The sequence below is a fragment of the Nocardia sp. NPDC051911 genome, assembly GCF_040681035.1.
GTDB lineage: Bacteria > Actinomycetota > Actinomycetes > Mycobacteriales > Mycobacteriaceae > Nocardia > Nocardia sichangensis.
Window position 1 is genome coordinate 106,044 of record NZ_JBFAXY010000012.1, and the last position, 25,925, is coordinate 131,968.

General features: G+C 68.7%; 27 protein-coding genes. 11 read left to right on the plus strand and 16 right to left on the minus strand.

Translation table 11 applies throughout. The features are described 5' to 3' along the window. Positions 1 to 11: 11 nt before the first annotated feature. On the minus strand, positions 12 to 713 hold the full coding sequence (locus AB0L97_RS17240; RefSeq protein WP_356967854.1) for a TetR/AcrR family transcriptional regulator: 702 nt from the start codon (positions 711 to 713) through the stop codon (positions 12 to 14). A gap of 84 nt (positions 714 to 797) precedes the next feature. On the opposite strand from AB0L97_RS17240, the gene AB0L97_RS17245 reads away from it, so the two are divergent. Together AB0L97_RS17245 and AB0L97_RS17250 are read left to right on the plus strand one after the other, a co-directional pair. After that, positions 798 to 1,475, plus strand: coding sequence for an NAD(P)H-binding protein (locus AB0L97_RS17245; protein WP_355078225.1), 678 nt, complete (start codon positions 798 to 800; stop codon positions 1,473 to 1,475). 155 nt (positions 1,476 to 1,630) lie between these two features. Beyond that, positions 1,631 to 2,170: a hypothetical protein gene (locus AB0L97_RS17250; RefSeq protein WP_355078226.1), complete on the plus strand. Its 540-nt coding sequence runs from the start codon at positions 1,631 to 1,633 to the stop codon at positions 2,168 to 2,170. A gap of 71 nt (positions 2,171 to 2,241) precedes the next feature. Here AB0L97_RS17250 and rpsA read toward each other — a convergent pair whose 3' ends face one another. Beyond that, positions 2,242 to 3,708, minus strand: coding sequence for a 30S ribosomal protein S1 (gene rpsA / locus AB0L97_RS17255; RefSeq protein ID WP_039797295.1), 1,467 nt, complete (start codon positions 3,706 to 3,708; stop codon positions 2,242 to 2,244). 240 nt (positions 3,709 to 3,948) lie between these two features. On the opposite strand from rpsA, the gene AB0L97_RS17260 reads away from it, so the two are divergent. Next, the gene (locus AB0L97_RS17260; RefSeq protein ID WP_364430381.1) at positions 3,949 to 4,800 is read left to right on the plus strand and encodes a class I SAM-dependent methyltransferase; all 852 of its coding nucleotides are present in this window, start codon (positions 3,949 to 3,951) and stop codon (positions 4,798 to 4,800) included. Here AB0L97_RS17260 and AB0L97_RS17265 read toward each other — a convergent pair. The 4 genes from AB0L97_RS17265 to AB0L97_RS17280 all read right to left on the minus strand — a co-directional run bounded on the left by AB0L97_RS17265 (position 4,778) and on the right by AB0L97_RS17280 (position 7,685). Continuing rightward, positions 4,778 to 5,086, minus strand: coding sequence for a hypothetical protein (locus tag AB0L97_RS17265; protein WP_355078228.1), 309 nt, complete (start codon positions 5,084 to 5,086; stop codon positions 4,778 to 4,780). The genes AB0L97_RS17260 and AB0L97_RS17265 overlap by 23 nt on opposite strands. A 101-nt stretch (positions 5,087 to 5,187) precedes the next feature. After that, positions 5,188 to 5,346: a hypothetical protein gene (locus AB0L97_RS17270; RefSeq protein ID WP_168434213.1), complete on the minus strand. Its 159-nt coding sequence runs from the start codon at positions 5,344 to 5,346 to the stop codon at positions 5,188 to 5,190. A gap of 12 nt (positions 5,347 to 5,358) precedes the next feature. Further along, the gene (locus AB0L97_RS17275; protein WP_355078229.1) at positions 5,359 to 6,243 is read right to left on the minus strand and encodes an SPFH domain-containing protein; all 885 of its coding nucleotides are present in this window, start codon (positions 6,241 to 6,243) and stop codon (positions 5,359 to 5,361) included. Positions 6,244 to 6,323: 80 nt separating this feature from the next. Then, positions 6,324 to 7,685, minus strand: a complete 1,362-nt coding sequence (locus tag AB0L97_RS17280; RefSeq protein WP_364430386.1) for an FAD-binding oxidoreductase — start codon at positions 7,683 to 7,685, stop codon at positions 6,324 to 6,326. A gap of 71 nt (positions 7,686 to 7,756) precedes the next feature. Between AB0L97_RS17280 and AB0L97_RS17285 the strand changes: the two genes are divergently transcribed. Beyond that, positions 7,757 to 8,656 carry a LysR family transcriptional regulator gene (locus AB0L97_RS17285; protein WP_364430389.1) on the plus strand — a complete coding sequence of 300 codons (900 nt, stop codon included), beginning with the start codon at positions 7,757 to 7,759 and terminating at the stop codon, positions 8,654 to 8,656. Positions 8,657 to 8,661: 5 nt separating this feature from the next. On the opposite strand, the gene AB0L97_RS17290 is transcribed toward AB0L97_RS17285, so the two are convergent. Genes AB0L97_RS17290 through AB0L97_RS17300 form a run of 3 tightly spaced genes read right to left on the minus strand, consistent with a single transcriptional unit; the run spans position 8,662 to position 11,333 of the window. Continuing rightward, entirely contained in the window at positions 8,662 to 9,414 is a 753-nt protein-coding gene (locus AB0L97_RS17290; protein WP_355078343.1) for an amino acid ABC transporter ATP-binding protein, read from the minus strand. A 32-nt stretch (positions 9,415 to 9,446) separates the two neighbouring features. Further along, complete coding sequence (locus AB0L97_RS17295; protein ID WP_355078232.1) at positions 9,447 to 10,406, minus strand: amino acid ABC transporter permease; 960 nt, start codon at positions 10,404 to 10,406, stop codon at positions 9,447 to 9,449. A 3-nt stretch (positions 10,407 to 10,409) separates the two neighbouring features. After that, positions 10,410 to 11,333, minus strand: coding sequence for an ABC transporter substrate-binding protein (locus AB0L97_RS17300; protein ID WP_364430393.1), 924 nt, complete (start codon positions 11,331 to 11,333; stop codon positions 10,410 to 10,412). Positions 11,334 to 12,049: 716 nt separating this feature from the next. On the opposite strand from AB0L97_RS17300, the gene AB0L97_RS17305 reads away from it, so the two are divergent. Continuing rightward, positions 12,050 to 12,511 carry an SHOCT domain-containing protein gene (locus tag AB0L97_RS17305; protein WP_364430396.1) on the plus strand — a complete coding sequence of 154 codons (462 nt, stop codon included), beginning with the start codon at positions 12,050 to 12,052 and terminating at the stop codon, positions 12,509 to 12,511. Between the two features lie 18 nt (positions 12,512 to 12,529). Here AB0L97_RS17305 and AB0L97_RS17310 read toward each other — a convergent pair whose 3' ends face one another. Together AB0L97_RS17310 and AB0L97_RS17315 are read right to left on the minus strand one after the other, a co-directional pair. Beyond that, positions 12,530 to 12,856: an SHOCT domain-containing protein gene (locus AB0L97_RS17310; protein ID WP_364430399.1), complete on the minus strand. Its 327-nt coding sequence runs from the start codon at positions 12,854 to 12,856 to the stop codon at positions 12,530 to 12,532. Positions 12,857 to 12,865: 9 nt separating this feature from the next. After that, positions 12,866 to 13,318 carry a DUF6325 family protein gene (locus AB0L97_RS17315; protein ID WP_364430402.1) on the minus strand — a complete coding sequence of 151 codons (453 nt, stop codon included), beginning with the start codon at positions 13,316 to 13,318 and terminating at the stop codon, positions 12,866 to 12,868. A 295-nt stretch (positions 13,319 to 13,613) separates the two neighbouring features. On the opposite strand from AB0L97_RS17315, the gene AB0L97_RS17320 reads away from it, so the two are divergent. From AB0L97_RS17320 to AB0L97_RS17330, 3 genes are read left to right on the plus strand one after another with little or no spacing between them, the layout of a single operon-like run. Continuing rightward, a complete protein-coding gene (locus tag AB0L97_RS17320) occupies positions 13,614 to 14,093 on the plus strand; it encodes a hypothetical protein (RefSeq protein WP_356967835.1) in 480 nt (159 codons plus the stop codon). Positions 14,094 to 14,151: 58 nt separating this feature from the next. Continuing rightward, positions 14,152 to 15,564 (plus strand): hypothetical protein, encoded by a 1,413-nt coding sequence (locus tag AB0L97_RS17325; RefSeq protein ID WP_355078238.1) that lies wholly within the window; start codon positions 14,152 to 14,154, stop codon positions 15,562 to 15,564. Next, positions 15,564 to 16,895, plus strand: a complete 1,332-nt coding sequence (locus tag AB0L97_RS17330; protein ID WP_364430407.1) for a diacylglycerol kinase family protein — start codon at positions 15,564 to 15,566, stop codon at positions 16,893 to 16,895. The genes AB0L97_RS17325 and AB0L97_RS17330 overlap by 1 nt, the downstream gene beginning before the upstream one ends. Before the next feature lie 3 nt (positions 16,896 to 16,898). Here the strand turns inward: AB0L97_RS17330 and AB0L97_RS17335 are convergent, their stop codons facing one another. Then, positions 16,899 to 17,990 carry an isocitrate/isopropylmalate family dehydrogenase gene (locus AB0L97_RS17335; protein ID WP_364430410.1) on the minus strand — a complete coding sequence of 364 codons (1,092 nt, stop codon included), beginning with the start codon at positions 17,988 to 17,990 and terminating at the stop codon, positions 16,899 to 16,901. A 79-nt stretch (positions 17,991 to 18,069) separates the two neighbouring features. Here AB0L97_RS17335 and AB0L97_RS17340 point away from each other — a divergent pair, with 79 nt between their 5' ends. Both AB0L97_RS17340 and trxA read left to right on the plus strand, forming a co-directional pair. After that, positions 18,070 to 18,600 (plus strand): 2'-5' RNA ligase family protein, encoded by a 531-nt coding sequence (locus tag AB0L97_RS17340; protein WP_355078240.1) that lies wholly within the window; start codon positions 18,070 to 18,072, stop codon positions 18,598 to 18,600. 47 nt (positions 18,601 to 18,647) lie between these two features. Then, on the plus strand, positions 18,648 to 19,019 hold the full coding sequence (trxA, locus tag AB0L97_RS17345) for a thioredoxin (protein ID WP_355078241.1): 372 nt from the start codon (positions 18,648 to 18,650) through the stop codon (positions 19,017 to 19,019). A gap of 160 nt (positions 19,020 to 19,179) precedes the next feature. Here the strand turns inward: trxA and AB0L97_RS17350 are convergent, their stop codons facing one another. Then, positions 19,180 to 19,617 carry a 2-keto-3-deoxygluconate kinase gene (locus AB0L97_RS17350; protein ID WP_356967829.1) on the minus strand — a complete coding sequence of 146 codons (438 nt, stop codon included), beginning with the start codon at positions 19,615 to 19,617 and terminating at the stop codon, positions 19,180 to 19,182. Between the two features lie 426 nt (positions 19,618 to 20,043). Here AB0L97_RS17350 and AB0L97_RS17355 point away from each other — a divergent pair, with 426 nt between their 5' ends. After that, positions 20,044 to 20,358, plus strand: coding sequence for a DUF6191 domain-containing protein (locus AB0L97_RS17355; RefSeq protein ID WP_355078243.1), 315 nt, complete (start codon positions 20,044 to 20,046; stop codon positions 20,356 to 20,358). Positions 20,359 to 20,427: 69 nt separating this feature from the next. Here AB0L97_RS17355 and AB0L97_RS17360 read toward each other — a convergent pair whose 3' ends face one another. The 3 genes from AB0L97_RS17360 to AB0L97_RS17370 form a co-directional block, all read right to left on the minus strand. After that, the gene (locus tag AB0L97_RS17360) at positions 20,428 to 20,922 is read right to left on the minus strand and encodes a carbonic anhydrase (RefSeq protein WP_355078244.1); all 495 of its coding nucleotides are present in this window, start codon (positions 20,920 to 20,922) and stop codon (positions 20,428 to 20,430) included. A gap of 200 nt (positions 20,923 to 21,122) precedes the next feature. Further along, a complete protein-coding gene (gene polA / locus AB0L97_RS17365; RefSeq protein WP_364430418.1) occupies positions 21,123 to 23,867 on the minus strand; it encodes a DNA polymerase I in 2,745 nt (914 codons plus the stop codon). Between the two features lie 115 nt (positions 23,868 to 23,982). Further along, the gene (locus tag AB0L97_RS17370) at positions 23,983 to 25,659 is read right to left on the minus strand and encodes a DUF885 domain-containing protein (protein ID WP_364430421.1); all 1,677 of its coding nucleotides are present in this window, start codon (positions 25,657 to 25,659) and stop codon (positions 23,983 to 23,985) included. Positions 25,660 to 25,925: the final 266 nt, after the last annotated feature.

Here is a 25,925-nt window from a genome sequence, read left to right on the forward strand (position 1 = left end):
AACCCGACGGGCTAGAATCCGAGCGAACGAACCAGGTCGCGCATCTCGGCGCGGAACAGTTTCCCCGGGTCCTGCGACTGTGGACGCAGGTGGCCGTACACCTCCAGTGCGATCGGGCCGTGCATCCGGCCCCACAGACGCAGGGCGAGGGCGAGCGCGTCGGGAGGTAGATCCGGGAAGTCGGACCGGACATGGTCGACCAAGCTCGCGTCGAAGTCGGACCACGTGCAGTCACCCGCGGACTGGGTAGCCGCGGCCCGTGGCCACGCGGCGGCCGCGAGACCGACCAGGCCGGTACAGGCGCGTAATTCGGCCGCGCCGGCGGGTCCGCCCGGCGGCGGCCGATAACCGGGCACCGGATCGCCGTAGATGAGCCGGAATTCGGCGGGCCGTTCGATTGCCCAGGCGCGCACGGCCTCGGCCCAGGCCATGATGCGTCCGGCCGGATCCGCCGCCGGAACGGCGTCGCGCGCCGCTTCCAGCCGGTCGACCAAGGCGGTGTAGACGTCCGAGATGAGGGTGGAGATCAGGTCGTCGCGGGTGGCGAAGTAGCCGTAGATCGCGCCCGCCGTCATGCCCATTTCGCGAGCGATGGCGCGCAGCGAGATCGCGTCGGGACCGCCCTCGGCGAGCAGCCGCATCGCGATCGTCGTGATGTCCTCCAGCGTCTGGGCGCGCAGGCGCTCCCGGCGACTTCTCACGATTTCGGCCACGGTTGACACCCTACAGCGTTTGGATACTATCTGCGGTGTTGTTACTGAACGGCGTGTAGTAAATGAACATTGCTAAGGAGAATCGTGGACATCGGAGTTTTCGGGGCGACCGGCGTCATCGGGTCGCGCGTGGTCACCGAAGCGCTGCGGCGGGGGCACCGGGTCACCGCGTTCACTCGCGACGCGGCGCGTATCCCGACCCGCGAGGGGAGCGCGACGTGGGCGGTGGCCGACTGGCTGGATACCGACAGCATCGCCGAGGCCATAGCCGGGCTCGACGTCGTCGTGAGCGCGGTGAACGCCGGGCACGGCATCGCCGACACCATCGCCAGAGCGGACGACTTCGTGGTGGGCGCACGGGCGATGGTCGCCGCGCTCGACCGGCAGCCGCGCGTCCGGCTGATCGCGGTGGGCGGGGCGGGCAGCCTGGAAGTCGCGCCCGGCATCCAATTACTGGACACCGGAGACGATTTCACTCGCACCCTCACCGAAGTGCTCGACGTTCCCGCGGACTACGCGCGGGTGGTGCGCGCATTGCGCGACGCGTTGAACATCTATCGGCTGTCCAACCGCAATTGGACCTACCTGAGCCCCTCCTCGGGGCGGATCGCTCCGGGCGAGCGCACCGGCCGCTTCCGGATCGGCGGCGATCAACTCTTGGTCGGCGGCGGAGACCTCTCCGCCGAAGACGTGGCGGTCGCCCTCATCGACGAGGCCGAGCAGCCGCGTTTCGTTCAGCGCCGCTTCACCGTGGGCTACTGAGGCTGGAGTCGCCTGCCGAACAACCCGGGGCCTACGGGCGAACAGCCGGGCGCCGCGCACGGTTTCTGTCGGACCCCTCCGGCACAATAAGGGATGTCGGACGTCGATCAGGTTGCCACACAAAGTAATCCGCAACCCGAGAGATAGGGGTCACCATGCCCGACGTCCTTGCTTCGACGCCCGACCGTCTCACCGTGGACCACGAAGAGCTCGTGGCCTTCGCGGCGGAGATCGAGCGGCACCGTGCCCTGCTGCGCCCCGCCGCGGAGGATTACCGGTACCGCGTGGCCCAGCGGATCGAGCATCTGGACCCGTCGGACCAAGAGCCGTTCCTGCGGCAGGCGGAGCAATTCGTCGAGTCGCTGCTGATCGACCCGATCCGGCACAACACACTGGATCTGGCCGCTTACCGGGCGATCCGGGACGGTGTCCCCGTGCGGTTCGACGCCGAACGTCGAGCCTACGTTCTGCGTCGATCGGAGCGGGAACCGCTGGTGATTCGCCCCGGCTTGCCGGAACATCGGCTGGGCGTCATCGCCCGGCTGGCCTCGCTCGGGTTGCGGCTCGAGCAGATTCAGGTCGTCGCGCTCACCACGGCCCAGATGGTGGCGCCACATGAGGCGCTACGGCCGCCCGCTCACGCGCCACGAGTGCAACGCGGCACGACGAAAGCCTCACGGCACGAGAACGACTGAAAAACTCACCGAAAAACGACTGTGCCCCAACCGAATCCCGGTTGGGGCACAGTCGTTCAGCCTATTGCCGATCAGGCGTTGCCGGACAGCTTCTCACGCAGAGCCGCCAGCTGGGCGTCGCTGGCCAGCGAACCGCCGGCGGGCTCGGCCTGGCCCGCGGAGGACTGCGAACCGCTCTCGGAGGAGTAGTTCGACGCGCCGCCGCCGTTCGCGGCCTCGGCCGCGGCGTCGGCCGCCATCTTCTCCATCTGCGCGGTGTGCATCTTGTGGCGACGCTCCGCCTCGGCGTAGCGGCCCTCCCACTCCTCGCGCTGCTTGTCGAAGCCCTCGAGCCACTCGTTGGTGTCGGGGTCGAAGCCCTCGGGGAAGATGTAGTTGCCCTGCTCGTCGTAGCTGTCGGCCATGCCGTACTTCGACGGGTCGAACTCGGCGTGGTAGTCCTCGTTGGCCTGCTTGAGGCTCAGCGAGATCCGGCGACGCTCCAGGTCGATGTCGATGACCTTGACCATCGCGTCGTCGCCGACGGCCACGACCTGGTCCGGCACCTCCACGTGGCGCTCGGCCAGCTCGGAGATGTGCACCAGGCCCTCGATGCCCTCCTCGACGCGGACGAACGCGCCGAACGGAACGAGCTTGGTGACCTTGCCCGGCACGATCTGGCCGATCGCGTGGGTGCGGGCGAACTGACGCCACGGGTCTTCCTGGGTCGCCTTGAGCGACAGCGAGACGCGCTCGCGGTCCAGATCGACGTCGAGCACCTCGACGGTGACCTCGTTGCCGACCTCGACGACCTCGGACGGGTGGTCGATGTGCTTCCAGGACAGCTCGGAGACGTGCACCAGACCGTCCACGCCGCCCAGGTCGACGAAGGCGCCGAAGTTGACGATCGAGGAGACCACACCCTTGCGGACCTGGCCCTTCTGCAGCTGGTGCAGGAACTCGCTGCGCACCTCGGACTGGGTCTGCTCCAGCCAGGCGCGGCGGGAGAGCACGACGTTGTTGCGGTTCTTGTCCAGCTCGATGATCTTGGCCTCGATCTCCTTGCCGACGTACGGCTGGAGATCGCGGACGCGCCGCATCTCGACCAGCGACGCGGGCAGGAAGCCGCGCAGGCCGATGTCGAGGATCAGGCCGCCCTTGACGACCTCGATGACGGTGCCCTTGACGGCCTCGTCCTTCTCCTTGAGCTCCTCGATGGTGCCCCACGCACGCTCGTACTGCGCCCGCTTCTTCGACAGGATCAGGCGGCCTTCCTTGTCCTCCTTGGTGAGAACAAGGGCCTCGACCTCATCACCCACGGAAACGACCTCGTTGGGGTCGACGTCGTGCTTGATGGAGAGTTCACGAGAGGGGATGACGCCTTCGGTCTTGTAACCGATGTCGAGCAGGACCTCGTCGCGATCGACCTTGACGATGGTTCCTTCGACGATGTCGCCGTCGTTGAAGTACTTGATCGTGGCGTCGATGGCGGCGAGGAAATCCTCGGCGGAGCCGATGTCGTTGACGGCTACCTGCGGCGAGGTGACGGTGGTGGGCATATGTCGGTTTGCTCCGGACGGATTGTGGTCGGTTGCGGACATTGGAACTTTCGGTACGCTGCGATCTCACCGCGAAGTGTGAAGACGGACACTAGGAACGTACCGCACGCGACGCGCGTGAAACTCAGCACGGGTTGAACTTCGGTACGGCTGTACGGAAGACACTCGCGCGTTCAGCGTACGCGACCTCGGTCCGGGCGGGCAAACCGGTCGGGTCGCCACGCCGATAGTCTGATCGGCGTGTCGGAAGATCGCCATGCGCAAGCAAACGCACTGCTCGGAACGACGGGCACGGTGCGGACCCGGATCGGATCGGCGGCCAGCAGACTGGCCAGCAGGCGATGGTGGGACGCCGACGCCGCGCAGTACCACGAGACGCACGCGGAGTTCCTCGGCGTGGACTCCCCCGGCGGCGAGTTCGTGTGGTGCCCGGAGGGCCTGCACGAAGGCGACATGAGATTCCTCGGCGACGTCACCGGCAAAGCGGTGCTGGAGATCGGCTGCGGCTCCGCTCCGTGCTCGCGCTGGCTGGCGGGGCAGGGCGCGCGTCCCGTCGGGCTCGACCTGTCGCGCGGGATGCTCGAGCGGGGCCTCGCGGTGATGGCGCGCGGCGGCCCGCGAGTGCCGCTGGTGCAAGCGGACGCCGAGGCCCTTCCGTTCGCGGACGCGTCGTTCGATCTGGCCTGCTCGGCGTTCGGCGCGGTGCCGTTCGTCGCCGATTCGGCGCAGGTGATGCGCGAGGTCGCGCGAGTGCTGCGCCCCGGTGGGCGCTGGGTGTTCTCGGTGAACCACCCGATGCGCTGGATCTTCCCGGACGATCCCGGCCCGGCGGGCCTGACCGCCACCATCCCGTACTTCGACCGCACCCCTTACGTCGAGGTCGACGGCGACGACGTGCCCACCTACGTCGAGCACCACCGGACCATCGGCGACCGGGTCAGGGAGATCGTCGCGGCGGGCCTGGCGCTGGAGGACATCGTCGAACCGGAGTGGCCGGAATGGCTCGACCGCGAATGGGGGCAGTGGAGCCCGCTGCGCGGTGAGCTTTTCCCCGGTACGGCCATCTTCGTCACGAGGAAGCCCGGGCCGTGAGGCGGCGGTCATCGACGAGCTCGAGGATGGAGACCTCGTGGCTGACCAGTAGCATCTGCGTCCGCGGCAGGTCGATCAGCTTGTGCAGACCGTCCCGGAAGGCTTCGGCCTCCGCCATGGTGTCGAAGTCCAGCTCGATGAGCACCCGGTTGGGGTTGTGCGTGAACCGCGCCACCCGGCAGTTGCGGGCTCCCGCCTCGGTGTAGTACTGCACCAGACCGTCGAAGGCGGGCTTCCACGTCTCGTAATCGCGGACGGTGTCATCGATGTGCACGACCGTGGTCATCATTTCCCCTTTCGGTTCCGATGGCCGGACATTTGCTGACACCTTGCAAGTCTTCGCGCCCTCGGGCCGGGGCACCATCTCTGATCGGTATCGAGGTCGTGTCACTGCGACTTCGGTTTGCGTCCGGCCTGCTCCAGCGCCAGGCGCAGCGCGTACTCGATCTGGGCGTTGATGCTGCGCAGGTCGTCGGCCGCCCACTTCGCGATGGCGTCGTGGACGGCCGGGTCCAGGCGTAGCAGCAGTTTCTTGCGCTCGGCCATGGGCAGCCCGCCTCAGGAGTAGAGCGAACCGGCGTTGACGACGGGCTGGGTGGGACGGTCACCGCACAACACGACGAGCAGGTTCGACACCATCGCCGCCTTGCGCTCCTCGTCCAGTTCCACCATGCCCTCCTGAGCGAGCCGCTCCAGCGCCAAGCCGACCATGCCGACCGCGCCCTCGACGATCCGGGTCCGCGCGGCGACCACCTGGGCGGCCTGCTGGCGGACCAGCATGGCCTGGGCGATCTCGGGCGCGTAGGCGAGGTGGGTGATCCGCGCCTCCAGCACCTCGATACCCGCCATTTCGGTGCGTTCACGCAGTTCGACGGTCAGTTCCCCGGCCACCTCCGCGCCGTCGCGCAGGCTGGTGCGGTCGGCCTCGTGCGCGTCATACGGGTGCGTCGTGGCCAGGTGCCGGACGGCCGCCTCGGACTGGGTCTCGACGTACTCCTCGTAGTCGTCGACGGCGAAGGCCGCCTTGAAGCTGTCCACCACCCGGTAGACGACTACCGCGGCGATCTCCACCGGGTTGCCGTCGGCGTCGTTGACCTTGAGCTTCTGGGTCTCGAAGTTCCGCACGCGCAGCGAGATGCTCTTGCGGTCGGTCAGCGGGAGCACGGAATAGAAGCCGGGCTCGCTCACCGAGCCGACGTAGCGGCCGAAGAACTGCACCACCTTGGCCTCGTTCGGGTTCACCACGGTCAGCCCGGTCGCGAGCAGCAGCAGGACGACGACCACGACGACCGCCGCCACCGCACCGGCCACCGCGAAGCCGTTGCCGTCCCTGGCGCCCACGGCGAAACCGAGCGCCGCGCCGCCGCCGAACAAGACCGTGAGCACGAACCACCCGAGCAGCACCAGAAAGCCGTCGACGTGGAACGCGGATCGAAACTGCATGACATTCTCCCAATATCAGAGTGATATCACGAAGATAGCATGACGCCGCCGCGCCGCACCAGGGCGCGGCGGCGGTGGGATCAGCTGGCTTCCGGCCGGATATTGCGGTTGAAGCGGAACAGATTGCGCGGATCGTGCTCGGCCTTGAGCGCGGCCAGCCGGGCGTAGGTGTCGGGCCGATAACCCGCGCGGGTCTGCGCCTCGTCCGCTTCGGCGCCCGCGCCGTAGAGGAAATTGAGGCTGTGCCCGAGCGTCCACGGCGTCAGCGCGGCGCGGATCGCGGCGCGAGTCGCGGCATCCTCGGGGCCGGTGATGATTCGCACGACATACGCGGCCTCGCGATGATCCACGGCGATGCCGGTATCGCTCGGGCGGGCCAGTGCCCCGCCGAGATGACGGACGTCGACGACCGCGCCCGCCCCGGAATCCGGGCCCGCGGCGGCGAGGAGGGCAGCGGCCGTCTCCTCGGTGAATTCGCCGAGTAGCGCGTTGGTAGCGGCATAGGCGTGTGGATGATCAGGGTCGCTGTGAATGGTGTGCGACTCCGGGTACGGCATTTCGCGCAGATCGTCCTTCAGCCGTTCCCCCACCGCCCGCAGTGGCGCGACCAGCCGTTCCCCTTCTTCCGCGGGCCCGTTGTAAGCGATCCGTGCGGAGGCGACGTACCGTCCGCGCAGCGGCGCGGGCACCTGGGGGATATCCGGGAAGGCGAGCATGGTGACCGTCGAGGTGAGGTTTTCCGGCACGGTCGCGGTCCATCGTCGCCACGCGTCCAGCGCCCGCTCGACCAGCGGCGTGTCGAACACCAACTGTCCGCCGTACACCGTGGTGACCGGGACCAGGCCGACTTCCAGCGCGGTCACGACGCCGAAGTTGCCCCCGCTGCCGAGTACGGCGCCGAACAACTCGTCGTCCGGCGTCAGCGTGCGCACCCGGCCGTCGGCGGTGACCAGCTCGATCGATCGCACGTGCTCGGCCGCGTACCCGAACCGGCGCGCGAGCAGACCGACGCCGCCGCCGAGCAGATAGCCGACCACGCCCACCGACAGCGACGAACCGTTCAGCGGCGCCAGTCCGTGCTCGGCCGCCGCGTCGACCAGCGTGCCCGCCCGCACTCCCGCGCGGACATGCGCGGTCCGGCGCACCGGATCGATCCGGAGGTCGGTCATGCGCCCGGTGCTGATCAGCACACCGCCGTCCGCGGCGACCGACAGTCCGTGGCCGGTGGCCTGCACGGCGATCGGCAGATCGTGGCGCGCGGCGTATTCCACGGCCGCGCGCACGTCCTCGGTGTGCACCGCGCCCACGATCAGCGCGGGCCGATGGGTGTAGGCGGTCTGGAACCCGGCGATCTCGGCGTCGTAACCGTCGTCGCCAGGGCGGAAGACCGGGCCGGTGAAGATGTCGCTGTTTTCTTCGATCTGTGCGGCGTTGTTTCCCATGGCTTCGACCCTGCCCGGCCAGGGTGAAGAAGTAAAACAGATAGTTCTTCTAGTTCCTATAATGATCGATTATGGAGCTGCGTCAGCTACGGTACTTCGTCACGGTCGCCCAGGAAGCGAGCTTCACCCGCGCGGCGGCTCGGCTGCATCTGGCCCAACCCGGCCTGAGCGCCCAGATCCGGCAGCTGGAGCGCGAACTCGGCCAACCGCTGCTCGACCGTGGGGGGCGTACGGTGACCCTGACCGAGGTGGGCGCCGCCGTTCTGCGGCACGCGCAGGCGGCGCTGGCCGCCGCCGAGCGGATCACCCATACGGTGGACGAGTTCAGCGGGTTGCTGCGGGGTCAGGTCCGAGTCGGCCTGATCTCGGGAGCGGCGGTCGAGGAGTTCGACGTCGCCGCCGTGCTCGCCGAATTCCACGGGGACCACCCCGAGGTCGGCATCAGCCTCACCGAGGACACCTCCGAGCGGATGCTCGCCGCCCTCGGCCGGGGTGATCTCGACATCGCCCTGATCGGGGTGACCGGCGCGGACCTCGAACCGGGCATCGGCATCGAAGTGGTGCTGGAGACCGCGGTGGTCGCCGCCGTCGCGGTGGCGGACCTCGACTACGGTGCGGAGATCCCGCTGACCGCGCTGCGGGATCGTCCGCTGATCTGTCTCACCCCCGGCACCGGAATCCGCGGCGTCTTCGAGCGGGCATGCGCCGCGGCGGGATTCGAGCCCGCGATCGCCTACGAGGCGGCGGCGCCCGCGCTGCTGCTGCGCTTGGCCGCGCGCGGTCTCGGTGTCGCGGTCGTGCCCGCGCTCAGCACCGAGGAGGCCGCGGCCTTCGGGGTGCGGACCGTCCGGATCGTCGAACCGGAACCGCGCGGGCGCCTCGCACTGGTCTGGCGCACCGACCGTCCTGCGAGTCCGGCAGCCAAAGTGCTGCTCGGACAGCTGCGCATCGCGCTGCGCGCCGGGACGTAACCTCCTCAGAGCAGTCGCGAGAGGAACGCCTTGGTGCGCTCGTGCTGCGGATCCGCCAGCAGTTGTCTGGGCGGCCCCGACTCGACGACCACGCCGCCGTCCATGAACGCCAGCTGGTCGGCGACCTCGCGGGCGAATCCCATCTCATGGGTCACCACGACCATCGTCATGCCCGAGCGGGCCAGTTCCCGCATGACCGTGAGGACCTCACCGACCAGCTCCGGATCCAGCGCCGAGGTCGGCTCGTCGAACAGCATGAGCTTGGGGTCCATGGCCAGGGCACGGGCGATCGCGACGCGCTGCTGCTGCCCGCCGGACAGCTGCGCCGGGTAGGCGTTCGCCTTGTCCGCCAGCCCGACCCGGTCCAGCAGCTCACGCGCCCTGGTCACCGCCTCCGCTTTACGCACCTTCTTGACCTGGGTGGGCGCCTCGATGATGTTGTCCAGCGCCGTCCGGTGCGGGAACAGATTGAAATGCTGGAACACCATGCCGATCTCGCGGCGCTGCTTTGCCGCATCACGCGGGTGCATCTCGTAGAGCTTGTCGTTCTTCTCCCGGTAGCCCACGATCTCGCCGTCGACGTACAGCCTGCCCGCGTTCACCTGCTCCAGGTGATTGATGCAGCGCAGGAAGGTGGACTTACCCGAGCCGGACGGCCCGATCAGGCACAGCACTTCGCCGCGGCCCACCTCGAGGGAGACGCCCTTGAGCACCTGCAGTGCGCCGAAGTTCTTGCAGACCCGGTCCGCCAGGACCATCGGAGGGGCCGTGGTCTTCTCGACCTGCACGCTCATTTGGCCTTCTCCCCCTGCTGGGCGTCGGCCAGCTCCTGCAGCTGCTTGGTGGTCAGCGTGCGGGAGACGCCGCGCGAGTAGTAGCGCTCCAAGTAGTACTGCCCGACCATGAGCACACTCGTGATCGCCAGATACCAGGTGGCGGCGACCAACAGCAGCGGAATGGGCTGGAAGTTCACGCCGTAGATGTCCCGCGCCCGGCCGAACAGATCGGTGCTCAGCGGGATGCCGGTGACCAGCGAGGTGGTCTTCAGCATGCCGATGAGCTCGTTGCCGGTCGGCGGGATGATCACGCGCATGGCCTGCGGCAGCACCGTGCGGCGCATGGTCTGACTCCAGGACATGCCGAGCGCCAGCGACGCTTCCCGCTGCCCTTCACCGACGGAATTGATCCCGGCCCGCACGATCTCGGCCATGTACGCCGCTTCGTTGAGCCCGAGGCCGAGGACGGCGAAGGCGAACGCGGCCTGCAGTTGCTGCACGTCGAGGTGGAAGAACTCCGGCCCGAACGGAACGCCGAGCTGGATCCGGCTGTACAGCGACGGGACCAGCCCCCAGAACACGAGCTGCACGAACACCGGGGTGCCACGGAAGATCCAGAGGTACACCCATGCCGAGCTGCGCAATACCGGGTTCGGCGACAGCCGCATCACGGCCAGCACCGTTCCGAGCACGACCGCGATCGCCATCGCGCACACGGTGAGTTCCAGCGTGACGATCGCGCCTGCCGTGATCCTGGTGTCGAACAGGTACTTCCCATAGGTATCCCAGCGATAGGCCGGGTTCGTGGCGGCGCCGTAGACGAACAACCCCACCAGGACGAGGATGACCGCCGCCGCTATCCAGCGCCCCGGCCTGCGCAGCGGAACCGCTTTGATCGGCTCCGGCTCCCGCGTCGAATCCGCTCCGCCGGGCCCGGGATCGCCGGGCGCCGGCCGAGTGTCGTTGTCCGTCATCGATCAGCTCACGGCGCCGTTGACGACGGACTTCGTGATCGCGCCTTCCTGCACGCCCCAGTTCTTCGTGATCTCGGCGTATTTGCCCGTGTCGATCAGGTGCTGGACCGCCTTCTGCAGCACGGCGGCCAGCGGCGCGCCCTTGGGCACCGCCCAGCCGTAGGGCGCGGAGTCGAACACCGGCCCCGCGTTCTCGATCTTGCCGCCGCTCTGCTTGATCGCGTACGCCGTCACCGGCGAATCGGCCGACATGGCGTCGACCTGACCGAGCACCAGCGCGTTGGTCGCGGCGCTCTGCTCGTCGAACGACTTGATATCGATGGCGGGCTTGCCCGCGGCGACGCACTTGGCGCTCTTGGCGGGCACCTCGTCGGTGTGCTCCACGGTGGTGGCCTGCACGGCGACCTTCTTGCCGCAGGCGTTCTCCGGATCGACCGGCTTGCCCTTCTGCTGGGCCCACTGGATGCCCGCGTTGAAGTAGGTGGTGAAGTCGACCTGCTGCTCACGTTCCTTGGAGTCGGTGATCGACGACATGCCCACGTCGTAGGTGCCCGCCTGGATCGAGGGGATGATCTTCTCGAAGGCCGACTCGAGGTACTCGGCCTTGACGCCGAGCACGGAGGCGATCGCGTCCATCAGGTCCACGTCGAAGCCGACGATCCGGCCACTGGCGTCCTTGTACTCGTTCGGCTGGTAGGGGATGTTCACGCCGACGACGAGCCGGCCGGATTGCTTGATCTTGTCGGGGAGTTGTGCGGCGATCTCGTCGACCTTGTCCACCTGCACCTTGGCCACCGAGGGTCCGGTGTCCTCGGTGTTGGTGGTACATCCGGTCAGCACCAGTGCGCCCGCGGCGAGCGCGCCCGTGGCGGCTCGCAGGGCGCGCCTGCCGAGAAACGAACGATCAGACACAGCAGCCCTCCACATTTTGGCTCCACGCTACCCGGGCGTCATCACCCGTTTGGCAATTTAAGCGACCGGGCCGCTCCGCGCTGGACAGTAATGCAACAGCAACACGATCTGCTCGCGCGCCCCGTGCCGGGGCGCCGGCGGGGAGACCCTACTCCGCCGGGTGCCGCTCCGCGGATCGAATGAACGACGTCGGCTCGGGCTCTGCGTCGGCCCGGTTCCGCCGCCGTACGCCGCGGCTCTTCCCACGCGTGCTGTCCGGGGCGTGGCGGTGGACACGGCGCTCACATCCGCGCACGCGGTCCATCGGACACCGGCTCCGTTCGCGCGACGACGCCGTTGCGGCACCGGCGCCGAATTCCCCGGCAATCTTGACGACGCCTCCGCCAGCGCCGATGATTATTTGCCGGTCTTTTCGGGCCGGACGAGTTTCTCCGGATCGACGGATGAACCGAACGACTGTCCGGACACTCGAAAATTGATGTGCCCTCGAATATTCGAGCGACACGGCGGCGGTGAAACGTTCCCTCTTTCGGACGCTTCGCACCGACGCCCGCCCCGAGCACCGATGCGGGCCGGCCTACCGAACAAAGAGATATACGGCAGGCAGAGCCCGGCAAGCGCACAGAGAAAGGTTTGTTTTCCGGCCACCGGGCCGTCCGACGGTCCGATCCAGGACATGGTGAGCCGCGGATTTCGAATGCGCCGCGGGCTCGTCAGAGGAGGTTCACATCATGGATTCGTTCTGGGACTACGTGTGGTACACGATCCTCGTATTCGCTTTCGTGGCATACCTGATCGTGCTGTTCCAGATTCTGGTCGATCTGTTCCGGGATCACTCCGTCTCGGGCTTCGCCAAAGCCGTGTGGGTGATCGCCTTGGTGGTGTTCCCTTACCTCGCGGCATTGGTCTACCTCGTCGTCCGGGGCCGGGGCATGGCCCTGCGCGCCCAACATGCCCAGGCAGAAGCGAAACAAGCCACCGACCAGTACATCCGGGAGGTCGCTGGCAGGTCTCCCGCGGAGAGTATCGCCGACGCCAAAGCCCTCCTCGACTCCGGCGCGATCACCGTGGCCGAGTTCGAGCAACTCAAGGCCCAGGCACTGGCAGGACAGCAGCCCGGTGCGGTGCCGCAAGCGGGCGCGGCGCCGACGCCGCAACCGAGCGGGGCGCCCACCCGGCCTGCGGGTCGGTGACCAGCGCCGGTCTCGCGCTCAGGAAGCGAGGATGCGGGCCTTCTCGGCCTCGAATTCGGGTTCCGTGAGTACGCCCTGAGCTTTGAGTTCGGCGAGTTCCTTCAACGCGGTGATCCGGTCCATGCCCGCACCGCCGCCACTCGGCGGTGCGGGCGCGGGCTGCGGCGCGGCGGGTTGCTGCGCATACTGCTGCTGCGCGTACTGCTGTTGCGCGTACGGGTCGTACTGCGACTGTTCCTGCGCCGCCCAGCGGTCCCCCTGACGTCGGGAGACCCGATTGGAGACGGCGGTCGCGGTGCCCGCGACGACGGCGGTGCGGGCGACTCCGCGAAGCAAACCTGGCATGACTGTCTCCTATCGACTCTGTGCCTCGAGGGCATCCAACGACGACAAAAGGCTTTGCACCGGGATGCGCCCGGAGGCCACGAGCTGAGCGCCGTTGCGGCGCAACGCGGACGCGAAAGGCGCCGCCCACCTGTTCTCGTAGACCAGGATCGCGGCCGAACATCCCGGTTCGAGCGCCGCCCCGGCTTCCCTGCGGTCGGCTTCGTCGAGCAGGCCCGAGCCCGCCTCCGCGAACAGGGTGATGTCGAAGTCCCCTTCGAGTCCCATGTCGGCGATGTCGATTCCGGTGAGGGAACCGTCGGTGTCCTTGCGGACGAACGCCAGATCGAGGACCCGGACTATGCCGCGCTCGACGAGGTCGGCCAGCATGGGCAGCGCCGAACCGTCCGGGGGTCGATCCGGGGGAAATTCGATAACGAGATAGTCAATAGGGCCTATCGCGTCGATATCGGTATCGGTCACCGGAAGCCTCTTTTCCGTTGCGAAATGGAGAAATTCGTTCGAATCGGGCCGCCGTACCGATCGGCCTCTCACAGGTCTGCCGGAATACGCACCGGCATCCCGGATCCGAGAAATGACAACTTCGAACTCGGCTGCCATCCCGATGCTAATCTCAGTCATAGCGTACGCCGCCGACCGCCACCCGGTCGCGAAACCTTCAGCCCGGCCCGGACCCTCAGGTTCGAAGCCCGTCCCGACATGGCGTGCATGCGCACATCCCATGCCGATACGAAATCGTCGCGAAAGGGAACCGCAAATGTCGCAACACACGCCTGTGGGCCAGGAAAACCACCGCGTCCGGCAAGGCATCGCCGCGGGCACATCGATTGCGGCCGCGATCATACTGACCACCGTCGGGTTCCTTCAGCTGTTCCAAGGAATCTCGGCGGTCGCCGAGGACGAGTTGTTCGTCCAGGGCCAGCAGTACACCTTCAAATTCGACTTCACCGCCTGGGGATGGACGCACATCGTGCTCGGCGTGGTGATGATCGTCGTCGGCATCGCGTTGATGACCGGCGCGACCTGGGCGCGGGTGTCGGCGATCGTCATCGCGGCGCTGTCGATCATCGCCAACTTCCTGTGGCTGCCGTACTACCCGGGTTGGTCCATCCTGATCATCGCGCTGGACGTGGTGGTGATCTGGGCCGTCACGACGTGGAACCCGGAGACCACGTTCCAGGGGCCGGGTTCCGCCGCTGGCCCCGGAGCGCCGCCCTCCGGCTCGGCGACGGCCTGAGCAGCGCGGCTGCCGGTCGCGTCCCGCAGCCCGAATCCGTTCCTGGAGTGAGGAACCCATGGATTCCAACGCGAGTGACAATGCACCCGAACGTCGGCTGAGCGCGGACGAACGCGCCGAGCTCGAGCGCCTGCGCGCCGAGGTCGCCGCGCTGCGGACGGAGGCGCGCGGCGCGCCGCCGCGGGTGTCGCGGCCACCGCGGCATGCGTGGCGGTGGACCGCGGTGGTGATATTGACGGTGCTGGTCGCCGTCCTGGCGATCACCACGGTGCTGGCGCGCTTCGTGCGCGGCGAGATCCTCGACACCGACCGGTACCTGAGCACGGTGGCGCCGCTGGGGTCGGATCCGGCGCTGCAGACGGAGGTGGCCGACACGGTCACCGACGAGATCTTCGCTCGCGTCGACATCGAGGGCCTGACCGCGGACGCCCTGGCCGCGCTGACCGACGCCGTTCCGGCGACCGCGAACCGGCCTCGGGTGGACCGGGCGGTCGAGGGTCTGGCGCCGGTGATCACGCAGCAGGCCCGCGGCTTCGTCAACGACACCGTGCTGTCGTTCGTGCGCAGCGACCAGTTCGAGGATCTGTGGGTGCAAGCCAACCGCGCCGCCCACACCGCGTTGGTGGGGGTGCTGACCGGCCACGTCGGCCCGCAGTCGGTGACCGTCGACGAGAACGGCACGGTGAGCCTCTCGCTGCGCACCGTGATCGAGAACGTCAAGGCGCGGCTGATCGATCGCGGATTCACGTTCGCCGAGAAGATCCCCGCGGTCGACAAACAGTTCGTGTTGTTCCGGTCGCCGGAACTGGTACGGGCGCAACGGGCGGTCGACAATCTCGACAAAGCTTCGGCAGTGCTGCCGTGGGTGACGATCGCGGCCGCTGTGGCCGCGATCGCCGCGGCACCCGTCGGCCGTCGCCGCCGCGCCCTGGCCTTCGTGGGTCTCGCGCTTGCGGTGGGCATGCTGATCTTGGCGATCGCGCTGATGATCGCGCGAGCGGTGTATTTGGACAGAATGCCGCCCGATGTGCTGTCCCCGGACGCGGCCACCGTTCTCATCGACACGGTGCTGGTTCCGCTGCGGACCGCGCTGCGCGGGGTCGCCGTGCTCGGTCTCGTGATCGCGGTGGGCGCTTACCTCACCGGAGGCTCGGCCTCGGCCACCGTGGTGCGCCGCGATTTCGGGCGTGCCATGGACGCGGTACAGCGACTGCGGCGATCGCGTCCGCCGAACCCCGTGGAGACCTGGGCTTTCCGGGCGCGCACCGCGCTGCGCTGCGCGATCATCGGCATAGCCGCGCTGCTGCTGGTGTTCTGGCGCTACCCCACCGGTCTCGTGGTGGTGTGGATCGTCCTGGGCGCGCTGCTGGCGCTGCTCCTGCTGGAGCTGTTGATTCGTCCCGCTCGGGCCTGGCAACAACCAGCCGAGCCCGAAACGAAGGACGGGGCCACGGCCGGGACCGGTACGTGATGGCGGGAGCGGAGCGCCGCTCGGCGCAGCCGCCGATGGCTGGGCAGTGGTGGGCCAGGGCGGCATTCGCCGCCGTGATCGCCGCGGCCGTGCTGCCACTCGCGGTGGCCGGGCTGCTCGGTCTGCTCACCTTGCTGATCGCCGTGACGGGCGGCGTCGCGGTCGGCGTCGCCGGAATCTACTGGTCCTTGGTCAACCGTGGCGCGGTGCGGGTCGCTTCGGCGGCTCTGGCGATCCTGGCGCCGGTCGCGGTGGCGCTTCTCTTCGTCCGGGAGCGTCAGCTGTGGGTGGTGCTGGTCTCCGGAGCCCTGGTCGCGGTGGCCGTGGCGTGCGCACGCCGGGCATTGCGGAACGATCCAGGCGAGTCGCGACTGCCCGAGTTCCCCGCCGCCCCGGCACAACACCCGTTCCTGGTGATGAATCCCCGCTCCGGCGGGGGCAAGGTGGTCGAGTTCGATCTGCCACGCAAGGCCAGGGAACTCGGCGCCGAAGTGGCGCTGCTGTCCGGGTCGCATCCCACCGATGTCGCCGCGCTGGCCCGGCGAGCGGTTCAGCGGGGCGCCGACCTCCTCGGTGTGGCAGGCGGCGACGGAACGCAGGCCTCGGTCGCGGCGGTCGCCGCGGAACACCGGCTACCGTTCGTGGTGCTCGGCGCCGGTACGCGAAACCATTTCGCGCGGGATCTCGGACTGGATACGAAGAACCCGGCCGCGGGCTTGGCTGCGCTGCGCGACGGTGTCGAGATCCTGGTCGACCTCGGCACCGTCAACGGGCGCACGTTCGTCAACAACGCCTCCTTCGGCGTCTACGCGGAGGTGGTGCGGAGTCCGCAGTATCGCGACGACAAGACCGGGACCGTGTTGCGCCTGCTACCCGACCTGCTCGGACGTGGCTCCGACACCGGGTTGCGAGCGCGCATCGGCAACGTGTCCGTGGACGGGCCCCAGGCGGTCCTGGTCAGCAACGGCCCTTACGCCACCGGCGATCTCGCGGGCCTCGGCCGCCGCGCCCGGTTGGACGCGGGGCTGCTCGGCGTGGTGACGGTCACGGTGGCGAGCACGCGCCAAGCGGTGGGCCTGCTGCGGAGGGCGCACGATCGCGGTCTGGTGCGGCTCACCGCCACCGAGGTGGTCGTCGACGCGGACCGGGCCGAGATCCCGGCCGGTGTGGACGGCGAATCCCTCCGCCTCGAAACGCCGGTGCGCTGCGCGATCTCGCCGGGCGCGCTGCGGGTGCGGGTGCCGCGGACCCGGCCGGGCACGCGGGTGCCGCCACCGACGCTGAACTGGGCGCGGTTGCGAGAACTGGCCGGGCCGCGCAAATTTCGCTGACCGCTACCTGCGATGCACCCTGGCGCAAACCTGCTCGGTGAATTCGCTGGTGGATGCCAGTCCGCCGAGGTCGGCGGTGGCGATGCCCGCCTCGAAGGTCGCGGCGACGGCGCGTTCGATCCGCTCGCCCGCCCGCGCCAGGGCCATCTCGGCGTCCCGGGTCGCCAGCCAGCGCAAGAGCATCGCCGCCGACAGTTGCAGCGCCACCGGGTTCGCCCGGTTGTGCCCGGCCAGCGACGGGGCCGCGCCGTGCACCGCCTGCGCCATGGCCGCGGTGGCCGAACAGTTGAGCGACGCGGCCAGCCCGAGCGATCCGCTCAACTCACCGGCCAGGTCGGACAGGATGTCGCCGAACAGGTTCTCGGTGACCAGGACGTCGTAGTCGGAGGCGGCGCGGACCAAGTGCGCGGCCGCCGCGTCGACGTGTTCCTCATCGACCTCGATTCCCGGGTAGTCCTGGCCGACCGCACGGCAGACGTCGCGGAACAGGCCCATGGTCAGGGGCAGGACGTTGGCCTTGTGCACGATCGTCACCCGTTTGCGCCGGGTCGCGGCCAGCCGGAACGCCTGATGCGCGATCCGCTCGCAGGCGGCCCGGGTCACCAGTCCGACCGACATCGCGATGTCCGGCGTCGGCCGGAATTCCCCCGACCCGGCGAACATGTTGCGGTCGGCATAGAACCCCTCGCTGTTCTCCCGCACGATCACCAGGTCGATATCCGGGGCCGCCGCGTGCACACCCGCGAAGGCCCGCGCGGGACGGATGTTGGCGTAGAGGTCGAAATGCTTGCGGATCACCCCGCCCGGCGCGACGCGATGTTCGGCCGGATAGGACGCGTTGTCGTGCGGGCCGAGAATCCACGCGTCCACACCGGCCAGCTGCTCGAGCGTCTGCTCGGGCAGCGGAGTGCCGAACTCGGCGATGGCCTGGTGTCCCATGGCCAGTGGCACCCACTCGACCGGGGCGGCGCCCGCCGCGGACAGCGCCTCGTCGACGACCTGCCTGGCGGATCGCACCACCTCGGGGCCGATGCCGTCGCCGTCGATCAGGCCGAGTCGCAGTGCCCGGTGCGCCCGGGGTCGCTTCACGTTCACCGGGATATCCTCCCGCCGGCGCGCCCGGCCGCCGGAACCGGCCCGCGGACACGCCGGTTGCGGCTACCTTCGGGAGACCATGGTGCAGTCGGTCGAACTACTCCTCGACGAGGCCGCCGACACGGAGATCCGCCGCCAGTGGCAACTGCTGGCGGAAGCAGGCGTGCCGAGCCTCGCCGCGCGCACCGACGAGTCCAACCGCCCGCACATCACCGCAGGGGTGGCCAGGCAGATCTGGCCGCGCATCGAGCAGGCGCTGGACGAGCAGGCCTTCGCGCCGATCCCCGTGCGGCTCGGCGGGCTGGTGGTCTTCGGTGCCCGCCGCTCCATCCTGGTGCGGATGGTGGTCCCGTCCGAGGCACTGCTCGCCCTGCACCGCCGGATCTTCCACACGATCTCCCCGTGCCCCGGCGTTCCGGCCAACCTGCATCCGGACGCGTGGACCCCGCACATCACCCTCGCCAGGCGGGTGCCCCCGCACCAGCTCGGCGAGGCCATCCACGCCGTCGCGCGGGACCGGGATTTCCCCGCGACGGTGCTGGGTATCCGTCGATGGGACGGGGATCAGCGGCGCGAGTGGCCGGTCGGCCGGATCCGTCGTGGAAGATAACCGAGGCAGCCCGCGTTGTAGCAGGCACACCGAAACGAGAGGACGTCATGGCCACCCAGACGCTGACCCAGCACAATTTCGATGAGGTAGTCACCGGAAACGACGTGGTACTCGTCGATTTCTGGGCCGATTGGTGCGGCCCGTGCAAGAGTTTCGCACCGACTTTCGAGGCCTCCTCCACCAAGCACCCCGACGTGGTGCACGGAAAGGTCGACACCGAATCCGAGCAGGGCCTCGCGGCGGCTGCCAACATCCGCTCCATCCCGACCATCATGGCTTTCCGGGAGGGCGTGCTGGTGTTCGCGCAGCCCGGCGCGCTGCCGCCCGCGGCGCTCGAGGACCTGGTGACCCAGGTCAAGGCGCTGGACATGGACGAGGTGCGCAAGCAGCTCGCCGAGCAGCAGAAGGCCGAACAGTAGTTCGCGTGGCGCGGTGCGGTACTGCGCCACAACGGAATTCACTCGGGCCCGGGGACGGACACGCGAAAGCGGCAGTCCGTGTCCGGGCCTGTCGCACGTCAGTGGCCGGGCGCGAACCTCGGGGCGGCAGGCCGCCGCCCCGAGGCCGAATGACCCGATGTCAGGACACGCCGAGCAGGTTGACGCCCGCGATCATGGCGCGGACCGTCGACTCGGCGCCGTCGTCGGCGATCGCCGCGCCCCAGCCGCGCCTGCCGTTGCATTCGCACTGCACGAAGGTGGCGGTGCCCTCGGCGGTGCGCCGCTGGTGGAATTGCAGGATCTCGACGGGGTAGCCCTCCTCGTAGAGGGCCGAGGTCATCGCCGCGACGGGGCTGCCGGTGGCGACGACGGTCCGCAGATGCCCGGCGAACTCCAGCGTGGCGGTGAACTCCGCGGTCCTGGCGCCCGCGGGCGACCACTCGCCGAGCCGGATCGGACCGCCGTGCGCGCAGTAACGGCTGTGGAACTCCGCCGAGGTCAGCCCGGTGGCTTCCGCCCGTAGGCCCTTGGGCGCGGCGGCCTGGAACATGTCTGTATCAAGAGTCAGGATGGTCATTGAAAGTAGGTCTTCCCGAAGAATGTCGTGGCTCAGTTGACAGAGGGGACCAGCACTAACAAGTGGAAATGCCCGCAGCGAGGGGGCCGGCCCGAATCAGACCCCGCTACGGCGGGCTACTACGAGAACTCGGGGAAGCGGCGCCACCATCGCGGTGAGCGGAAGTAGCTCGGCGCGATCCTCGGACACGGAGGCGGTAGCCTGCGTTGCCACGGAGGGCCCGATGAGCGACGCCGAAAGCAAAGCGCTGTCGCGGTCTGCGACATGGAGCGCTGCGCTGCGGCGGTCGGCGGGTTTCGGCACGGCATCGAGGATAGGGACATCGCGGCGCAATAGCAACCACATTCGATGCCCGAATTGTCTACTGGCGAGTATCAAACGTGCAGTTCAGCGCGGTGCGGCCAGGGCAAGGGTAGCGTCGGTGACATGGGTCTCCTCGTGGCGATGACCATTCCCGGTCTGGCCGTCCTGCTCATCCTGTTCGCCTTCGCCGAAGTCGCCTGGAACAAACTCACCGGCGGCCGCGCGCTGCCCTGGACTCGCAAGCGGTCGGGGCTTCCGGTCGCGGCGGCGGGGTTCGAAGAGGTCACGGCGGTTTTCCAAGGCGGCAAGCACCACGAGTTCGAGCAGCGGATGACGACGCTGATGCATCGGGAGGACGCATCCGACGGCGCGCCACCCCGCGACGAGGTGGATCTCGGCGCCGGATCGGCGCGCCTGATCGTGCGACAGCCCTCGTGAAATACGCCACACGCAGTGCGATCCGGGTGACTTCACCCGGATCCCACTGGCGCAGTGCGAAATTCGTCCCTATCGGGGCAGAACCTCGTTCAGCTTTCCGGTGGCGACGTCGAAGACGAAGCCGCGGATGGAGTCCTTGTGCGGCACGAACGGGCTCGCGACGATGCGCGCGATAGATTGGCGCACATCGGTTTCCAGGTCCGAGAAAGCCTCAGCCGACCACTCGGGCTTGATGCCGGTCTCCTCCTGGATGCTCGCCTTGAAGTCGTCGTCGGTGAAGGTGAGCATGCCGCAGTCGGTGTGGTGGATCAGGATGATCTCCCTGGTTCCCAGCAGCCGCTGGCTGATGGCCAGCGAGCGGATCTCGTCGGCTGTGACGACGCCGCCGGCGTTGCGGATGACGTGCGCCTCGCCCTCGGCGAGGCCGAGCGCGCCGTAGACATTGAGCCGCGCGTCCATACACGCGACCACGGCCACGCCCTTCGCAGGCGGCAGCGGCAGCGGGCCTTGGAAGGTGCTCGCGTACGCCGCGTTGTTCTCCAGGTACTCATCGGTGACAGTCATGGGCCATCCCCTGCGCTCGGTATGCGTGAATCCCTATATATGACCAGCCCCACGGTAGGTGGCCGCGCGGCACGGGACATGGATCCCGTTCACCGTGATTCGTTTACTTGCGCGCGGTGGCCCGATGATAGCTCTCGGGATGCCTGATGCCGGGCCCGTGCGGTGGGGCCCGGCATGTCGGTGCGGTGTGCCCCGCGCCGTCAGTGCGCGGCGGAGTCCCAGCTGCGGCCGACGCCGACGGAGACCTCCAGCGGCACCGAGAGGGCGATCGCGGCGGACATCTGCTCACACGCCAGCGCCTCGAGCGTCTCCCGTTCCCCGTCGGCGACCTCGAACAGCAGTTCGTCGTGGATCTGCAACAGCATCCTGGAGCGCAAACCCGCCTCACGCATCGCCCGGTGCACGTTGATCATCGCCACCTTGATGATGTCGGCCGCGGTGCCCTGGATGGGGGCGTTGAGCGCCATCCGTTCGGCGGCCTCCCGGCGCTGCCGGTTGCTGGAATCCAGATCGGGCAGGTACCGGCGGCGGCCGAACAGCGTCTCGGTGTAGCCGACCTTGCGTGCCTGCTCCACCACCTCGTACAGATAGTCGCGGATGCGGCCGAAGCGGGCGAAGTAGACCTCCATCTGCTCCTTCGCCTCGGTGGTGCTGATCTTCAGCTGCGCGGACAGACCGTAGGAGCTCAACCCGTAGGCCAGGCCGTAGGACATCGCCTTGATCCGGCGGCGCAGTTCCGGGCTCACCTCGGAGATCGGGATGTCGAAGGCCTTCGACGCCACGAAGCTGTGCAGGTCCTCCCCCGAGTTGAACGCCTCGATCAGGCCCTCGTCCCCGGACAGGTGCGCCATGATCCGCATCTCGATCTGGCTGTAGTCGGCGGTCATCAGCGACTGGTACCCGGAGCCGACCACGAAGGTGTCGCGGATCTGCCTGCCGGTATCGGTGCGGATCGGGATGTTCTGCAAGTTCGGTTCGGTGGAGGACAGCCGCCCGGTGGCCGCGATCGTCTGGTTGAACGTGGTGTGGATGCGACCGTCCTCGGCGACGCACTTGAGCAGGCCGTCGACGGTGACCTTCAAGCGCGTGGCGTCGCGGTGCGTGAGCAGATGCTCCAGGAAGGGGTGCTGGGTCTTCTCGTAGAGCGATTCCAGCGCGTCCGCGTCGGTGGTGTAGCCGGTCTTGGTGCGCTTGGTCTTCGGCATGTCCAGCTCGTCGAACAACACCACCTGCAACTGCTTGGGCGAGCCCAGGTTGATCTGCTTGCCGATCACCTCGTAGGCCGCCTCGGCCGCCTCGGCCACCCGGTCGGCGAACTGCCGCTGCAGCGTCGCCAACTGGTCGGTGTCCACCGCGATGCCCGCTTCCTCCAAGGTGGACAGCACACCCAGCAGCGGCAGCTCCATGTCCGCCAGCAGCGGGGTGGACTCGATCTGGGCCAGTTCCCCGTCGAGCGCGTCGGCCAGGTCGGCGACGGCACGCGCGCGCAGCATCTGCGCCCGCGCGAGCTCGGCGTCGACGGCGTCCTCGTCGTCGAGCAGCGACAGCTGCGCGGTCTCGCCGGTCTCGGCGCGCAACTCGCGGTGCAGGTAACGCAGTGACAGGTCGTCGAGGTTGAACGTGCGCTGGCCCGGGCGGACCAGATACGCCGCCAGCGCGGTGTCGCTGGTCAGCCCGCCCAGTGCCCAGCCGCGGCCGCGCAGGGCGTGCAGGGCGGCCTTGGCCTCGTGCAGCGCCTTCGGCACGGCCGGGTCGGCCAGCCAGGCTCCCAGCGCCGCCTCGTCCTCGGGGGTGAGCACCGTGACGTCGATGTAGCCGCTCTCGCCGTCACCCGCGGCGATGGCGAGCGCACGAACGTCGCCGCCGGCCGGGGAGCCGGTGCCGAGGATCGAGACACCGTGGCGCACACCGGCTTTCGCGTGCTCGGCGAGCCAGTCCGCGACCGCGCCGATCTCCAGCGCGCCGCCGCTGATCTCGAAACCGGCCTCCGCCTCCGGCTCCGGCGGAGCCAGCGTCTCGAACAGCCGGTCGCGCAGCACGCGGAACTCGAGATCGTCGAACAGCTGATGGATCTTCTCGCGATCCCACGGCCCCTGCGCCAGCTGATCCGGGGTGTACGGCAGCGGCACCTCCCGCATCAGCTCGGTGAGCTGCCGGTTGAGCACCACGCTGCTCAGATTGGCCCGCAGCGCGTCGCCGACCTTGCCTTTCACCTGGTCGACCTTCTCGACCAGCGTGTTCAGGTCTCCGTACTCGCGGATCCACTTGGCCGCGGTCTTCTCCCCCACGCCGGGAATGCCGGGCAGGTTGTCACTCGGATCGCCGCGCAGCGCCGCGTAGTCGGGGTACTGGTTGGGTGTGAGGCCGTATTTGGCCATCACTTCGTCAGGGGTGAACCGGGTGAGGTCGGACACGCCCTTGCGCGGGTACAGCACCGTGACGTTCTCGTTCACCAACTGGATGGAGTCCCGGTCGCCGGTGACGATGAGCACGCGGAAACCCGCGGCCGTCGCCTGCGTGGTGAGCGTGGCGATGATGTCGTCGGCCTCGAAGCCCTCGATCGCCATCACCGGAATGCCCAGCGCGCCCAATACGTCCTTGGTGAGTTCCACCTGCCCGCGGAACTCGTCCGGCGTGGTGGTGCGGTTGGCTTTGTACTCCGGATACGCCTCGGCGCGGAAGGTCTGGCGCGACACGTCGAACGCCGCGGCCACGTGCGTCGGCTTCTCGTCGCGCAGCAGGTTGATCAGCATCGCGGTGAAGCCGTAGACCGCGTTGGTGGTCTGCCCGGTGACCGTCTTGAAATTCTCCGCCGGTAGCGCGAAGAACGCGCGATAGGCGATCGAATGCCCGTCCAGCAACAGCAGCGTCGGCCGGTCTCCCGAGCCGGGATCGCCGGAGCCGGACGCGGGGGCAGGACGCGGAGCGGTCGTGGGTGAACTCACGCCCCAGAGTCTAGGGACCGGCACCGACAAGGCGATACGCCGACACCCGGCAGCTGGAGCCGCCGGGACCGGATTCCGGTCCGCGGGGCGCGAGTACCGGTCGCGCCCCGCGCCGTCAGAGTGTGCCCGCCAGTTCCCGCAGCACCGGCAGACTCACCGATCCGGAGCCGAGCACCACGTCGTGGAAGGCCTTGATGTCGAAGTCCGCGCCGAGCCGCTCGGTGGCCGCCACCCGCTGGCGCAGGATTTCCAGCTGCCCGATCTTGTAGCCGACCGCCTGCCCCGGCATCGCGATGTAGCGGTCCACCTCCACGGTGATCTCGGCCAGCCCGACCGGCGCGTTGGCCACCATGAAGTCGATGGCCTGCTGCCTGCTCCAGCCTTTCGCGTGCAGGCCGGTGTCGACCACCAACCGGCAGGAGCGCCAGGAATCGCCCGCCAGCATGCCCAGGCGGCCGAGATCGTCCTCGTACAAACCCATCTCGTCGGCAAGCCGCTCGGTGTAGAGTGCCCAGCCCTCGACGAAGGCGGTGTTGGCGAAGGACTGGCGCTGGAAACGCGGCAGGTGGTCGAGTTCGTTGGCGATGGTGAGTTGCAGATGATGACCGGGGATCGCCTCGTGGTAGGCCACCGACGCGGTCTCGAAGCGCCCACGGCCGGTGGGATGGTGCTGGTTGACGAAGTACGTGCCCGGCCTGGACCCGTCGGCGGCCGGCGGGAAGTAATACGCCGCAGGCGAATCCGCGGCCAGGAACTCCGGCACCGGGACGATGTCGCAGGACTCCTTCGGCAGGCGCCCGAACCAGTTCCCCATTTCGGCGGTCGCCACGGCCAGGGCGCGGCGGGCGTCGAACATGATCTGCTCGGCGTCGTCGTAGCGCAGCGCGGGATCGTCGCGCAGCCGACCGAAGATCGCACCGAGATCGCCGGTGCCGAACAGGCGCGCGCCCACCGTCGCGTATTCCTCGCGCAGCTTCGCCAGCTCGGCGAGGCCGAGTTCGTGGATCTCGTCGGCGCCGAGATCGGGCAGCGTGGTGTGGTGGCGCAGCAGCCGCCGGTAGATGTCCTCGCCGTCGGCGCCGAGCCAGCACAAGCCCGGCTGGTCGTCGGGACGCGCGGCGGGCAGCAGTTCGTCGTACAGCGCGTCGCGGTAGACCTGGAACGCAGGCCGGATGACATCCCGCGTCACCTCGGTCAATTCCGAGCGCCATGCGGCCTCGCCGTCCCAGCCCTCCGGACCGGCGAAGGTGACGAACGGATCGGCGGCTACGTCGGAATCCAGGTAGCCGTCCAGCTGATTGAGCGAGCGCTCGATGGCGATCCGGGCGGGCGTGCGGCCCGCGGCCAGTCCCGCGCGGAACCGCTCCACGGCCTGGCCGAGCATGTCCCCGAACTGGCGGTAGCGGCGTACCAGCGCCAGCGCGTGCTCCGGCCGCGGCGCGTTCGTCTGCGGCGCCACCATCAGCACGCCCGCGTGCACGCCGTTCATCTGGTCGGAGGCCAGTTCCAGCGGCCGCCACTCCAGATGCTCGACCGCACCGTTCAATTCGGTGCGCAGCAAGCTGCGGGTGATGCGGTCGCCCTGGCTCAACCGCTCGGCGTCGAGCGCGTCGACCGCGCGCAGCAGATCTCGCCAGGTCGACAGCAACCGCTGTTCGGCGTCGACGGACAGATCCTCGATCCGATCGTCGAAGCGGCGGTCGCCGAGCAGGGTCGCCTCGCTCGGCGCCGCCTCGAGGACGCTGTCCCAATACCGATCGGCCAAGCTCATCAGCTCGTCGTGACCATCCATGGTCACGATCATGCCTCGAGCCAGGCCGCGCGGCACCGGAGTCTGCGGCGAGCCAGGCGAAGCCGCCCTAGCGAAGGCGGAGGTACGCCTAATCGGCGCAGTCGGACGAAGTCCGTCCTCAGCCCGCGCATGGCCGCAGCGAAGGCGGAGGTACGCCTCAACGGCGCAGCCGGACGAAGTCCGTCCTCAGCCCGCGCATGGCCGCAGCGAAGGCGGAGGTACGCCTCAACGGCGCAGCCGGACGAAGTCCGTCCTCAGCCCGCGCA